Genomic DNA, 13,478 nt, shown 5'->3' with positions numbered 1-13,478 from the left:
CGCGACACCACGGCCGACAATCCGGCAGGAGCGTCGGCGACCGGGATCGACACGTGGACTCCCGGCCGCTACTCGACGAGTGGGACGCCGGCCTCGACCGATGACGAAAAAACAGGCGTGTCGGCACGGCAAGTCCTTCACATCCGCGTGGAATCAGCAGGAAACGCGGAAATTCTTTCATCTATACATTCGAATGCATCGCCGTCTAGCATCACCTCCGACCAGATCGACATTCCCGGATCTCCGCACCACCCCCCGCACGGGATCCGGCGTCAGGAGAGGGACGACCGATGACACTCCCCCGCCTGTCCAGGCGCCACTGGCGTCTGGGCGTCGCAACAGCCGCGGTCACCGCCGCGGTGGCGTTCGGCACCCCAGCGACCGCCGCTCCCGCCGAGGGGCAGATCCTCCAGGCCGGCGGCGCCACCGCGGTCTCCGGCTCGTACATCGTGGTGTTCAAGGACACCGCGGTGACCCGGGCCGAGGTCACGGGCAACGCCCGCGCCCTGGCCAGTCGGCACGACGGCACCGTCGCCCGGACCTTCCAGCACACGGTGCGCGGGTTCGAGGCCCGGATGTCCGCCGCGCAGGCCCGGCGGTTGGCCGCCGACCCGTCGGTGAAGTACGTCCAGCAGAACCACGTCGTGCGGATCTCCGGTACGCAGAGCCCCACCCCGTCGTGGGGCCTGGACCGCAGTGACCAGCGCGACCTGCCGTTGAACAACTCCTACACCTACCCGAACGGCGGCTCCGGCGTCCGGGCGTACATCATCGACACCGGCATCCGGTTCTCGCACAGCGACTTCGGTGGCCGCGCGGTCACCGGTTTCGACTCGGTCGACGGCGGCGCGGCCGACGACTGCAACGGCCACGGCACCCACGTCGCGGGCACTGTGGGCGGCACCGCGTACGGCATGGCCAAGAACGCCACCCTGGTCGGCGTCCGGGTCCTCGACTGTGGGGGCAGCGGCACGTACGCCGGGGTGATCGCGGGCATCGACTGGGTCACCGGCGACCACGACCCCGGCGAGCTGGCGGTGGCCAACATGAGCCTCGGCGGCGGGAAGGACCAGGCCGTCAACGACGCGGTGACGGCCTCCATCGCCGACGGCGTCAGCTACGCCATCGCGGCCGGCAACGACTACTCCGCCGACGCCTGCGGCGTCTCGCCGGCCAGCACCCCCAACGCGATCACCGTGGGGGCGACCACCAGCACCGACGCCCGGGCGGACTACTCCAACATCGGCACCTGCCTGGACATCTTCGCCCCGGGCTCGTCGATCACCTCGGCGTGGCACACCGGCGACAGCGCCACCAACACCATCAGCGGCACGTCGATGGCCACGCCGCACGTGGCCGGCGCGGCCGCGCTGGTCCTCGCCGCCAACCCGTCGTACACCCCGCAGCAGGTCCGCGACAAGCTCGTCAACGACGCGACCAACGGCAAGGTCACCAACCCGGGCACCGGCTCACCGAACAAGCTGCTCTACGTCGGCAACATCAGCACGCCGACGCAGGACTTCGCCATGTCGGTGTCGCCCACCTCCGGAACGGTCAACCCGGGCAGCTCGGTCACCGCGACCGTCGGCACCACCACCACGGTCGGCAGCGCGCAGAACGTGACGTTCTCCGCCAACGGCCTGCCCGCCGGGGCCACGGCGAGCTTCAGCCCGGCGTCGGTCACCTCCGGCAACTCCGCCACGATGACCATCTCCACCACCGGCACCACCGCGCCGGGCACCTACCCGGTGACCGTCACCGGCACCGGCACGGTCACCACCCAGACCGCGTCGTACACGTTGACGGTCAACGGGCCGCCCGGCTGCTCGCAGACCAACGGCACCGACGTCAGCATCGGCGACAACACCACGGTGGAAAGCTCGATCACCATCAGCGGGTGCTCCGGCAACGCCTCCGCCACCAGCACCGTCGCCGTGAACATCGTCCACACCTACATCGGTGACCTCGTCGTCAGCCTCGTCGCCCCCGACGGCACCGCCTACACCCTGCACAACCGCAGCGGCGGCTCGACCGACAACATCAACCAGACCTACACCGTCAACCTCTCCAGCGAGGCCGCCAACGGCACCTGGAAGCTGCGGGTGCAGGACGCCGCCTCCGGCGACACCGGCTACCTCAACACCTGGACGCTCAACCTGGTCGGCGGGACGCCCCCGGGCTGCACCGGCACGAACGGCACCGACGTCAGCATCGGCGACAACACCACGGTGGAAAGCTCGATCACCATCAGCGGCTGCTCCGGCAACGCCTCCACCGCAAGCACCGTCGCCGTGAACATCGTCCACACCTACATCGGTGACCTCGTCGTCACCCTCATCGCCCCCGACGGCACCGCCTACACCCTGCACAACCGCACCGGCGGCTCGACCGACAACATCAACCAGACCTACACCGTCAACCTCTCCTCCGAGGCCCGTAACGGCACCTGGAAGCTGCGGGTGCAGGACGCCGCCTCCGGCGACACCGGCTACCTCAACACCTGGACGCTGACGCTCTAGCGGCAACGGCGCCACCAGCGCACCCCCACACCGGGACCCCGGCTGAACCTCGGGATCTAGCGGTCCTCGCAACACCCAGACCTTCTGGGAGTTGCGAGGACCGTGTCCGTTTCTGCTGGACTCAAGGCGAAGTTCTTCGAAGACGCTGCGCGAGCAGACCGGGTTCGCCGACCACCTCGCCCGCCGCGCCACCGACCCCCGGCTACACCGTCCGGCAGCACCCGCGGCACGTGGGCGGCGCGATCGAGGAGTGACCGCCCGGAACCGAGCCCGCCGGTTCGGCCCCGGGTTCGGCGTGGGTTCGCCACCGGGCTCGGCGTCGGGGTCAGCCTCAATTCGCCGCCGGTCGCCGCCTGGGTCGGCAGCGTCTCCGCTCGCGCCGGGCGGCGCCACGTGAGGGTGGTCATAGCGGCTGGACGCGCCACCACGGGGGGCTGCTAGCCTCGTCGGCAGGTCATGAGCGCCAGCGTCAAGCCCCGGCTCGCTGGCCGGCAACCCTCGTCCGCGCAGGGGTGCCCCGGGTGAAGACCAGGCACCGGAGCAGCTCCGGTGCAAGCGTGGCCTGGTTCCCAGGTCAGCAACGACCGAGGAGAGCCATGTCCTTCCGCATCTGCGTACCGACGGTCCGCGCCGCGGCCCCGACGCCGCCCCTGACCCGGCGCCGCCACGTCGACATGATGCGGGTCTGCAGCGCCTCGTGTCGCCCCGGCGACCCGCGCTAGCCACGCACCAGACCCCCTTCCCAGGACCACCCCAGCGGTACGCCCACCGGGCGCACCGCCGGCGACGCACGCCCGTGCCCGCCGTCGGAGACCCCTTTCGGAGACACCTGTGCGATTCCTTCCCGCCCTCACCCGCGCCGCCGCCCTCGGCGTCGCCGCCGTCCTCGCCGCCACCGCCCTGACCGCCTGCGGCGACGACGCGTCCGAGGCGACCGACAACCCGTACAACCTGCTCCAGCCGGGTGTGCTGCGCACCGGCACGCTCACCGACGCCCCGCCGAACGTCTACCTCAAGGACGGCAAGTTCACCGGCTTCGACAACGACCTGCTCACCGCGGTCGCCGCGAAGGTCGGCCTGAAGGTCGAGTTCGTCGGGACGGACTTCTCCGCGCTGCTCTCGCAGGTCAACAACCGCAAGTTCGACGTCGGCAGCTCCTCGATCACCATCACCGAGGCCCGCAAGAAGACCGTCGACTTCGGCAACGGCTACGATTTCGGCCACTTCGGGCTCGACGTGCCGGCCAATTCGTCGATCACCGGTTTCGACCAGCTCGCCGGCAAGCGGGTCGTGGTCGTGCAGGGCACCGTCCAGGACGACTACGCGACCGGCGAGGGCCTCGACCCGGTCCGGGTGCCCGACTACAACGGCGCGATCAACCAGCTCAAGGCCGGCACCGCCGACGCCTGGATCGCCCCCGCCGAGATCGGCGACAAGTCGGCCGCCGACAGCAACGGCAAGATCAAGGTGGCGGGGAAGCTGCTCAGCCCGGCCCCGACGGCGTACGCGTTCGCCAAGGGCAACGACAAGCTGCGCGAGGCGCTGAACAAGGGCCTCGACGAGGTGATCGCCGACGGCACGTGGAGCCGCCTGCAGGCCCAGTACTACCCGGGCCGCCCGATCCCCGCCGACTTCAAGCCGGGCAGCGGCACCGTCCCGGTGCCGTCGGCCTCGGCCGCCTCCTGACACGTACGGACGACGAGCGAGCGGGACGGTAGGAGAACACGATGGATCCGTTGAGCACCCTGTGGGAGACCTTCTTCGACTGGGACTCCATGCGCGAGGCGCTGCCCGAGATGCTGACGGTCGGGCTGCCCAACACGCTGATCCTCGCGATCTCCGCCGCCCTGCTCGGCTCGGTGCTGGGCATGGGGCTGGCCGTCGCCGGCATCTCGCGTACCCGATGGTTGCGCTGGCCGGCGCGGGTCTACACCGACGTTTTCCGCGGCCTGCCGGCCGCGGCGACCATCCTGCTCATCGGCGTCGGTCTGGCGCCGCTGGGCATGGAGGTGTGGGGCCCCAACCCGTATCCCCTGGGCATCCTGGCGCTGTCGCTGATCGCGGCGGCCTACATCGGCGAGATCTTCCGCTCCGGCATCCAGTCGGTGGAGGCCGCCCAGCTGGAGGGGGCCCGGGCGCTGGGCCTGTCCTGGGGCGAGGCGATGCGCCTGGTGATCGTGCCGCAGGGCATCCGCCGGGTGCTGCCGGCCTGGGTGAACCAGCTGATCGCGCTGATCAAGGACTCCAGCCTGGTCTACTTCCTCGGCCTGCTGGCCAGCCAGCGGGAGCTGTTCCGGATCGGGCAGGACTACGCGGCGAACACCGGCAACCAGTCGGCGCTGCTGCTGGCCGGCCTGTTCTACCTGGCGCTGACCGTGCCGCTGACCCACGTCGTGAACTGGATCGACCGGCGGCTGCGGCACGGCCGGCAGGCCGCCGCGCCCGCCGACGCCGACGACGACCTCGACCTGGCGCTGCCGGGGGCGGCGGGAGGAAACCAGCGATGAGCATCGACACGACGACCTCGGTGAGCCTGAGCGTCCGCGACGTGCACCTGGCCTTCGGGTCGCACCGGGTGCTGCGCGGCGTGGACCTGGACGTCGCGCGGGGCGCGACGGCCTGCGTGATCGGCCCGTCCGGCTCGGGCAAGTCCACGCTTCTGCGCGCCATCAACCGGCTCATCGAGCCCGATCGGGGCGACGTGCTGCTCGACGGGCGCAGCGTGCTGGGCGACGACCCGGATGCCCTGCGGCAGCGGGTCGGCATGGTCTTCCAGCAGTTCAACCTCTTCCCGCACATGAGCGTGCTGCGCAACATCACCCTCGCGCTGCGCCGGATCAGGAAGCTTGGTGAGGACGAGGCGGCGGCGGTCGCCCGCGACCACCTGGAGCTGGTGGGGCTCGCGGCCAAGGCCGACGCCCGGCCGGCGCACCTGTCGGGCGGGCAGCAGCAGCGGGTCGCGATCGCCCGCGCGCTGGCGTTGCGGCCGCAGGTGATGCTCTTCGACGAGGCGACCTCGGCTCTGGACCCGGAGCTGGTCAAGGGGGTGCTGGGGCTGATGGCCGAGCTGTCCGCCGGCGGCATGACGATGGTGGTGGTCACCCACGAGATGGGCTTCGCCCGCGAGGTCGCCGACACCGTCGCGTTCATGGATCGCGGCGTGGTGCTGGAGGCCGGCGAACCGGCCGCGATCTTCGAGGGGGCGGAGCACCCCCGGCTGCGCCGCTTCCTCTCCCAGGTGCTCTGACCCGCCGCGACGTCCCCACCGAGGAGCACCACCGGCGCCGCCGGGAACTGGGACAACGGGCATGCGGCCGTCTGAGGCGCATCTTCCGTGAATGCACGCGGTCCGGTGCCGAACGAGTATCGCGGGCACGCCGCTGTGCGGTAGCCCCCCGCTCGGTGCGGCCCGATCACCCGACCGTCGGCGGACCGTCCCTCTCGGAGGATCGTCGGACGCCGGTTCGCGCCGCGGATCCGCCCGTACCGGTCTACGCTGCCTGGTGACGCCTCCTGACGGTCCGCGCTGTCGTCGGTCCGGGCAGCCGGCTCGTTCACCGGCCGAAGCCTCCGTTGTCGGAACCCGACGACCCACGGCCACCTGCGCGTCGCTGCCCGTGATCCTCGACCTCGGCACGGACGGTCACCCGGACGGCCGGGCGGCTCCTTATTGACCAGCGGCGGAGGTCTGGGCAATATCTTCCACAACACAGGCGGCCACTGGAGTTTCCTTTCACGCACCCCTTCCCACCCCCGACCCGGCCGCACAGGAGATGCCATGCACCTCGACCACTCCGAACTGGACCGTCGGACCCTGCTGCGGGCCGGCCTCGGCGCCGCCACGGTCGCGGTCGTCGGAAGCGAACTCGCCTTCCCCGCCGCCGCGCAGGCGGACCCCGGCGCCGACCTGGACTGGATCTACAGCTGCGACGAGTGGGGCGCGCGTCCGCCGGCGGACCCGCTGTCGGTCAGCGCCATCCCCACCAACAAGATCATCGTGCACCACATGGCGTTCCCGAACGTCACCGACTACTCAGAGGCGCAGGCGATCAAGCTGGCCCGCGACTGCCAGGACCTGCACATGGACGGCAACCGCTGGTCCGACACCGGCCAGCACTTCACCGTCAGCCGCGGTGGATACGTCATGGAGGGGCGCCGGGGCAGCCTGGAGCGGCTGCAGGCCGGCGACCGGCAGATGATCTCGGCGCACTGTCCGGGCGAGAACGGCCGGGCGATCGGCATCGAGAACGAGGGCACGTACGTCACCGAGACGCCGCCGGAGGCGTTGCTGGACTCGCTGGTCAAGCTCTGCACGACCATCTGCCGGCAGTACGGTCTGCACGCCCACGACATCTTCGGGCACTGGGACTTCCGCACCACGCAGTGCCCCGGCGCCGCCTTCTACCGGCAGTTCCCGGTCCTGCGCCGCCGGGTGTTCGAGGCGCTCGACACCGATCTGGCGGACGTGCCGGCCCGCCGCTGGCCGGACCTGTGGCGGTTCGTCGGCTCGCCGTCGGTGCGGGTCGTGCAGTACCTGCTGGCCCACCGCGGCTACACCGTGCCGGTCAACAGCGTCTTCGACGCCGCCACCGTCGCGGCCGTGCAGGACTGGCAGTACCGCAACGGCATCCCGGTCGACGTCGACGCCACCCTCACCGCGCCGACCTGGGAGACGCTGGCGCCGGAGCTCGACAAGGACGCCGCCGGCATCCCGGTCAGCGCCGCCCAGTTCATGCTCAACTTCAAGGGGTGGGCGGACGTCGCCGTCACCGGCGAGTACGACCACGCCACCAAGAAGGCCGTCCAGGATCTCCAGGCGCTGCACGGCCTGCCGCGCAACGGCAAGCTCACCACCAACACGTGGTGCGTCCTCGTCGGCGGCGTCGTGCGCCACTCCTTCCGGCACTGACCGCCCGCGGCCCGTGGGACGACCTCCCGCTCCCACGGGCCGCGGAACGCGGGCGCGCCTCGTCCACACCCGGCCCCTGATCTGCGACGATGACGCCTTCACGACCGGAGGAGGGTGCTGTGGCGTCTCGGCTCAACCCGTACATCAGCTTTCCGGGCACCGCACGGGAGGCGATGGAGTTCTACCAGCGTGTGTTCGGCGGCTCACTGTCGATGAGCACCTTCGGCGAGTTCGGCACCGACGATCCCGCGCTGACCGACAAGATCATGCATGCGATGTTGGAGACCGACCGGGGCTACACCCTGATGGCCTCGGACACCGCGCCGGGGATGGAGCACGATCCGGGCAACAACGTCGCCGTCAGCCTCAGCGGCGACGACGCCGACGAGCTGCGCGGCTACTGGGAGAAGCTCGCCGACGGCGGCACGGTGACCATGCCGCTGGAGAAGCAGATGTGGGGCGACGAGTTCGGCATGTGCGTCGACCGCTTCGGCACCCGCTGGATGGTGGACATCGGCCAGCCCCAGCGCTGACCTCGGGAGCGCTCCCGCGGCCCGGCGGGCCGGCCGGAGGTGTACCGGCGGCGCGACCGGGTACCGACCGCTGTCCGACGGGTCCGCGGCGCGCACCGGCGCGCCCGGGCCCGCAGCCGCCGGTCAGGGGGTGCACCGATGCCGTCGACGCCGCCGAGCGCGCCTGCCGCCGGGACCCCCGCCGCCCGCGCGACGCCGCCGCGCCCGCCGGCCGCCCGCCCCGGCGGGACCCTCTCCGGCCGCGGGAGGTCCCGCCGGCCGCGGCCGCCCCGGACGCCGGTGCCACGCCGGCCGCCGGACCGATGAGCGGCGTCCGGAACCTGCGGGTCCGACCGGATCTGCTCTACGTGGCGAGCGGCTGGAGCACGCTGGTCACCGACGTGCGCGGCCGGATCACCGGCGCCGACCCGCAGGGCTTCTTCGCGCGCAACACCCGGGTGCTCAGCACGGAGCGCCTCGCCGTGGACGGCCGCGAGCCGGTGCCGTTCAGCACGGCCAACGTGGCCGGCCACGCCCAGCTCTCGTACGCGGCACTCGGCGACGGTGAGACACTGCCCTCCCGCGCGGCCTACCTCCTGGTGGAGCGCTTCGTCGGCGAGGGGCTGCGCACCCGGCTGACCGTGGTCAGCTACGCCCCGGTGCCGCTGGAACTGGAACTGCGGATCGATCTCGCCGCCGACTTCGCCGACACCAGCGAGGCCGAGACCGGCCGCCGGGTGCAGTCGGGCGCGGTCGACGCGAGCTGGCACCCCGACGACCGCGAGCTGCGCCTGACCTACCGGTGCGACGGCCTCGACCGGGCGGTGGCGATCGGCGTACACGCGGATTCGCCCGTCCGGTACGTGGACGACGCCGTCCTGGTCGCGGTCGCGGTGCCGCCCCGGGGGTCGGGCCGGGTGGAACTCGTGGTCGAGCCGATCTTCGAGGGACGGCGTCTCGCCGCGCCGCCGCCGACCTTCGCCGAGCCGGGCGACGACGCGGCCCGCGCCCGCGCCCACCTCGCCCGGGAACTGACCCGGCTGAGCAGCAGCAACTTCGACGTCACGGCGGCCTGGCGGTGCGCGGTCGACGACCTGGCGGTGCTGCCGCTGGGTGAGCCGGCCGGGCCGACGGCGCCGATGGCCGGCCTGCCGATCTACCAGGAGATCTTCGGCCGCGACACGATGACCGCGTCGTGGCAGGCCCTGCTCGCCGGGCCGACGATGCTGGCGGACAGCCTGCGGCTCAACGCCGGCCACCTCGGGCGCCGCATCGACGACTGGCGCGACGAGGAGCCCGGCAAGCCGTTGCACGAGGCCCGTCAGGGACCGGTGTCCGCGCTCGGGCTCGACCCGTTCAGCGGCTACTACGGCGACTGGTCGACCGCGCCGGACTTCCTGATCTTCCTCGGGCAGTACTTCGCGTGGACGGGGGATCTCGACACGGTGCGGGATCTGCTGCCGGTCGCGCGCCGCGCCCTGGACTGGATCGACCGGTACGGCGACCCCGACCGGGACGGCTTCCTCGAATACCACTGCCGGTCCCGGGCCGGGCTGAAGAACCAGGGGTGGAAGGACTCGGACACCGCGATCGTCGACGAGCACGGCGAGGTGGTGCCCAACCCGATCGCGACCAGCGAGCTCCAGGCGTACTGGTACGCCGCGCTGCGGCACGCCGCCGTGGTGTTCGCCGCGGCCGGTCACCCCGCGCTCGGCGCCCGGCTGCTCCGCCGGGCCACGGTCCTTCGTCGCCGTTTCCACCGCGCCTACTGGATGCCCGAGCGGGGCTGTCACGCCATGGCGCTCGACCCGGACAAGCGTCAGGTGCGTTCGGTCAACTCCAACGACGGTCACCTGCTCGCCACCGGGATCGTGCCGGCCCGGCTCGCTCCCCTGGTCGCCGACCGGCTGCTCGCCGACGACATGTTCAGCGGCTGGGGGGTGCGCACCCTGTCGTCGGCACACCCGGCGTACAACCCGTTCAGCTACCACCGGGGCAGCGTCTGGCCCGTGGAGGCGGGCACGATCGGCCTCGGGCTGGCCCGGTACGGCTGCTGGGAGCACCTGCACCGCCTCGCCGAGGGGATGTTCGCCGCGGCGGCGCTCTTCACCGAGCACCGCCTGCCGGAGGTGCTCAGCGGCCTGCCGCGCGACGACGCGCACCCGCACCCCGGCGTCTACCCGAACTCGTGCTCCCCGCAGGCCTGGTCCGCCAGCGCGGTCGTCGCGCTCATCCAGGCGCTGCTGGCGCTGCGCCCGGCCGCGCCGCTGCGAACGATCTTCGTCGACCCGCACCTGCCCGAGTGGCTGCCGGACCTCGTCCTCGAGGGCGTGCAGGTCGGCGGGCGCACCGTCGACCTGACCGTCCGGCGTGGACGCGGCGGGCGTACGTCGCTGCGCGCCCGCGGCGACCGGATCGCGGTGGTGCGCCGGCCGACGCTCCAGGCGATGTCCGCCCGCCGGCACCGCCCCTGACCGGCCGCGAATCCGGGACCGCCGGCGCCGCTGCCGGTCTCGAAACACCCGAACGGGCCGGTTCGGGACGATCCTCGCGGTCGTCACCGTCCGGCCGGCGTCGCGCACCGTACGGGCTGCTGTCGGCGCAGGTCGGATAGCGGCGGAACCAGCCAGCGGGACTAGGATCCTGTCGTGGCCGACGCGGGGCTCATCCAGGACGACGAGCGGTTACGCCGTCTCGAGGCGGTGACCGACGCTGCCCTGTCCCGGCTCGACGCGGCCGATCTCTTCGACGAGCTGCTCGATCGCGTCCGGGATCTGCTCGGCGTCGACACCGCGGCCATCCTGCTGCTGGACGCGCACGCCCAGCAGCTCGTGGCCACCGCCGCCAAGGGTCTCGAGGAGGAGGTCCGGCAAGGTTTCCGCGTCTCGGTCGGCCGGGGTTTCGCCGGCCGGATCGCGCTGACCCGACAGCCGGTGGTCATCGAGGAGGTCACCCCCGACGCGGTGGTCAACCCCATCCTGCTGGCGATGGGCCTGACGTCGCTGCTGGGCGTGCCGATATTCGCCCGTGGTGAGCTCATCGGCGTGCTACACGTCGGCACGCTGCAGCACCGTCAGTTCACCGCCGACGACGTCCGCCTGCTGGAGTTGGTCGCCGACCGGGCCAGCCTGGCCCATTTCGCCCGGGCGAACAACCTGGCGCAGACCGCCGCCCTCGCCCTGCAGCGCAGCCTGCTGCCCAACCAGCTGCCCGAGGTGCCCGGCCTGGCCATGTCCGCCCGGTACGTGCCCGGTCACGTCGCCGGCGTCGGCGGGGACTGGTACGACGTGTTCAGCCTGCCGTCGGGCTGGCTGGGGCTGGTGATCGGCGACGTGTCGGGGCACGGCCTGCAGTCGGCCGTGGTGATGGGGCGCGTCCGCAGCGCGCTGCGCGCGTACGCGCTGGTCTGCGGCGATCCGGCGGAGGCGTTGGCGCTGCTGGACCGGAAGGTCTCCCACTTCGAGGCCGGCAGCCTGACCACGGCCCTCTACGTCATGGTCTCCCCTGATCGAAGCAGGATCCGGATCTCCAGCGCCGGGCACCTGCAACCCGTCCTCGCCGTGCCGGGCCGGCCGGGCGCCCTGGTCCCGGTCCCCGTCGACCCTCCGCTCGGCACGGGCCGCCGCCCGCCCGCCCGCCGGCAGACCGAGGTGGACCTTCCGCCGGGGGCCGTCCTGGCCTGCTTCACCGACGGGCTCGTCGAACGCCGCGACGAGGTCATCGACGTCGGCCTCCAGCAGCTCGTCCACGCGGTCCGGCCGGACCCTCCCGAGGAGGTCTGCCGCACCGTCATGGCGGCCCTCGGCGTCGAGCAACCGACCGACGACATCGCCCTGCTGGTGGTCCGTCGGCAGCCGACGCACGGCTGATCCGGCCGGGTCCGCCCCGCCGGCCCGTTTGGCGGAGGGCGACCGCGGAAAGAGTGGCGGGCATGAAGTGGGCAAGTCGAGCCGTACCCGCCGCCGTCGCCGCCGTCGCGGCCCTCGCCGCGCGCGACCTGATCCAGCGCGACCACGCGTTGCTGCGCAACTTCCCGGTCCTCGGCCGGGCCCGCTACCTGCTGGAGTCGATCGGGCCGGAGCTGCGCCAGTACATCGTCGCGGGCAACAACGAGGAGCGCCCGTTCACCCGCGACCAGCGCCGCTGGGTGTACGCGTCGGCGAAGCAGCAGAACAACTACTTCGGTTTCGGCACCGACAACGACATCGAGTTCACCCCCGGCTATCCGATCATCAAGCACCGCACCTTCGGCCGCGCCGTACCGCCGTCCACTCCGGGTGCCGGGCACGATGTGCGGCTGCCGTGCGCGAAGGTGCTCGGCGCCGCCCGGAGCCGGGCCCACGCCTTCCGGCCCGAGTCGGTGGTGAACATCTCCGGAATGAGCTTCGGCTCGCTCTCCGGCAACGCGGTGGAGGCCCTCAACCGGGGCGCGGCGCTGGCGGGCTGCCTGCAGAACACCGGCGAGGGTGGGCTGTCCCCGTACCACCGCAAGGGCGGTGACCTGGTCTTCCAGATCGGCACGGCGTACTTCGGCTGCCGGGACGAGCAGGGCCGGTTCAGCCTCGACCGGCTCAGGGACCTCGTCGCCGGGGCGCCCGTGCGGGCGCTGGAGGTCAAGCTCAGCCAGGGCGCCAAGCCCAGCCTCGGTGGCCTGCTGCCGGCCGCCAAGGTCTCCGCGGAGATCGCCGCGACCCGGGGCATCGCGCCGGGGCGGGACTGCGTGAGCCCGTCCCGGCACGCCGAGTTCTCCGACTGCGACAGCCTGCTCGACTGGGTGGAGCTGCTCGCCGCCGAGACCGGCCTGCCGGTGGGCATCAAGTCCGCGGTGGGCGACCTCGGCTTCTGGGAGGAGCTGGCCACCCTGATGCGCGACACCGGGCGCGGGGTCGACTTCGTCACCGTCGACGGCGGCGAGGGCGGCACGGGCGCCGCGCCGTTGATCTTCACCGACTCGGTGTCGCTGCCGTTCCAGCAGGGCTTCACCCGCGTCTACAAGGTCTTCGCCGAACGCGACCTGCACGAGCAGGTGGTCTTCGTCGGCGCCGGCAAGCTCGGCCTGCCCGACAACGCCGTGGTGGCGTTCGCGCTCGGCTGCGACATGGTGAACGTCGGCCGGGAGGCGATGCTGGCGATCGGCTGCATCCAGGCCCAGAAGTGCCACACCGACACGTGCCCCACCGGCGTCGCCACGCAGAACCCGTGGCTCGCCCGGGGCCTCGACCCGACCCGGAAGTCGGTCCGCGCGGCCAACTACGTCAGGACCCTGCGGCGGGACCTTTTCAAGGTCGCCGAGGCGTGCGGTGTCGAGCATCCGGGCCTGATCGACACCGACGCCATCGAGGTCCTCGACGGCCGCACCGCCTCCCACCCGCTGCACGAGGTGTACGGGTACCGCCCCGGCTGGGGCCTGCCGTCCGCCGCCGACCGGGCGGAGATCGTACGCCTGATGACGGCGGAGGCGCCGCGGGGCGGCAGCGCCCCGCCCTCGCCGACCGCGATGCCGTGATCGAGGTGTTCACCACCGTGTGCTTGGCGGGT

At 72.2% G+C, this 13,478-nt stretch carries 9 protein-coding genes and 1 riboswitch; all 9 genes read left to right on the top strand.

The window, feature by feature from the left end:
- Positions 1 to 290 precede the first annotated feature (290 nt).
- The 9 genes from ACGFZ2_RS16190 to ACGFZ2_RS16150 all read left to right on the top strand — a co-directional run bounded on the left by ACGFZ2_RS16190 (position 291) and on the right by ACGFZ2_RS16150 (position 13,446).
- Positions 291 to 2,519, top strand: coding sequence for a proprotein convertase P-domain-containing protein (locus ACGFZ2_RS16190; protein ID WP_393454169.1), 2,229 nt, complete (start codon positions 291 to 293; stop codon positions 2,517 to 2,519).
- 452 nt (positions 2,520 to 2,971) lie between these two features.
- A riboswitch (SAM riboswitch) is annotated at positions 2,972 to 3,083 on the top strand.
- Positions 3,084 to 3,350: 267 nt separating this feature from the next.
- Entirely contained in the window at positions 3,351 to 4,205 is an 855-nt protein-coding gene (locus tag ACGFZ2_RS16185; RefSeq protein ID WP_393264066.1) for an ABC transporter substrate-binding protein, read from the top strand.
- Between the two features lie 41 nt (positions 4,206 to 4,246).
- On the top strand, positions 4,247 to 5,026 hold the full coding sequence (locus ACGFZ2_RS16180) for an amino acid ABC transporter permease (RefSeq protein WP_350708139.1): 780 nt from the start codon (positions 4,247 to 4,249) through the stop codon (positions 5,024 to 5,026).
- Positions 5,023 to 5,766, top strand: coding sequence for an amino acid ABC transporter ATP-binding protein (locus ACGFZ2_RS16175; RefSeq protein ID WP_393454166.1), 744 nt, complete (start codon positions 5,023 to 5,025; stop codon positions 5,764 to 5,766). Before ACGFZ2_RS16180 ends, ACGFZ2_RS16175 begins: the two co-directional genes overlap by 4 nt.
- A gap of 531 nt (positions 5,767 to 6,297) precedes the next feature.
- Entirely contained in the window at positions 6,298 to 7,428 is a 1,131-nt protein-coding gene (locus tag ACGFZ2_RS16170) for an N-acetylmuramoyl-L-alanine amidase (protein ID WP_357701182.1), read from the top strand.
- A 119-nt stretch (positions 7,429 to 7,547) separates the two neighbouring features.
- Complete coding sequence (locus tag ACGFZ2_RS16165; protein WP_357701180.1) at positions 7,548 to 7,961, top strand: VOC family protein; 414 nt, start codon at positions 7,548 to 7,550, stop codon at positions 7,959 to 7,961.
- 302 nt (positions 7,962 to 8,263) lie between these two features.
- Positions 8,264 to 10,414, top strand: a complete 2,151-nt coding sequence (locus tag ACGFZ2_RS16160; protein ID WP_393454160.1) for a glycogen debranching N-terminal domain-containing protein — start codon at positions 8,264 to 8,266, stop codon at positions 10,412 to 10,414.
- A 174-nt stretch (positions 10,415 to 10,588) separates the two neighbouring features.
- Positions 10,589 to 11,809, top strand: a complete 1,221-nt coding sequence (locus ACGFZ2_RS16155) for a PP2C family protein-serine/threonine phosphatase (RefSeq protein WP_393264082.1) — start codon at positions 10,589 to 10,591, stop codon at positions 11,807 to 11,809.
- A gap of 62 nt (positions 11,810 to 11,871) precedes the next feature.
- Positions 11,872 to 13,446 carry an FMN-binding glutamate synthase family protein gene (locus ACGFZ2_RS16150; RefSeq protein ID WP_393264084.1) on the top strand — a complete coding sequence of 525 codons (1,575 nt, stop codon included), beginning with the start codon at positions 11,872 to 11,874 and terminating at the stop codon, positions 13,444 to 13,446.
- Positions 13,447 to 13,478: the final 32 nt, after the last annotated feature.

This window comes from Micromonospora sp. NPDC048063 (genome assembly GCF_043202855.1).
Taxonomy (GTDB): Bacteria; Actinomycetota; Actinomycetes; order Mycobacteriales; family Micromonosporaceae; genus Micromonospora.
This window is presented reverse-complemented; position numbering and strand designations above follow the sequence as displayed.

Excerpts from the sequence above, each read along its gene's own strand:
- ACGFZ2_RS16180 (WP_350708139.1), top strand. The coding sequence starts at position 4,247 with ATGGATCCGTTGAGCACCCTGTGGGAGACCTTCTTCGACTGGGACTCC.
- ACGFZ2_RS16160 (WP_393454160.1), top strand. The coding sequence starts at position 8,264 with ATGAGCGGCGTCCGGAACCTGCGGGTCCGACCGGATCTGCTCTACGTG.
- ACGFZ2_RS16175 (WP_393454166.1), top strand. The coding sequence starts at position 5,023 with ATGAGCATCGACACGACGACCTCGGTGAGCCTGAGCGTCCGCGACGTG.
- ACGFZ2_RS16190 (WP_393454169.1), top strand. The coding sequence starts at position 291 with ATGACACTCCCCCGCCTGTCCAGGCGCCACTGGCGTCTGGGCGTCGCA.
- ACGFZ2_RS16170 (WP_357701182.1), top strand. The coding sequence starts at position 6,298 with ATGCACCTCGACCACTCCGAACTGGACCGTCGGACCCTGCTGCGGGCC.
- ACGFZ2_RS16150 (WP_393264084.1), top strand. The coding sequence starts at position 11,872 with ATGAAGTGGGCAAGTCGAGCCGTACCCGCCGCCGTCGCCGCCGTCGCG.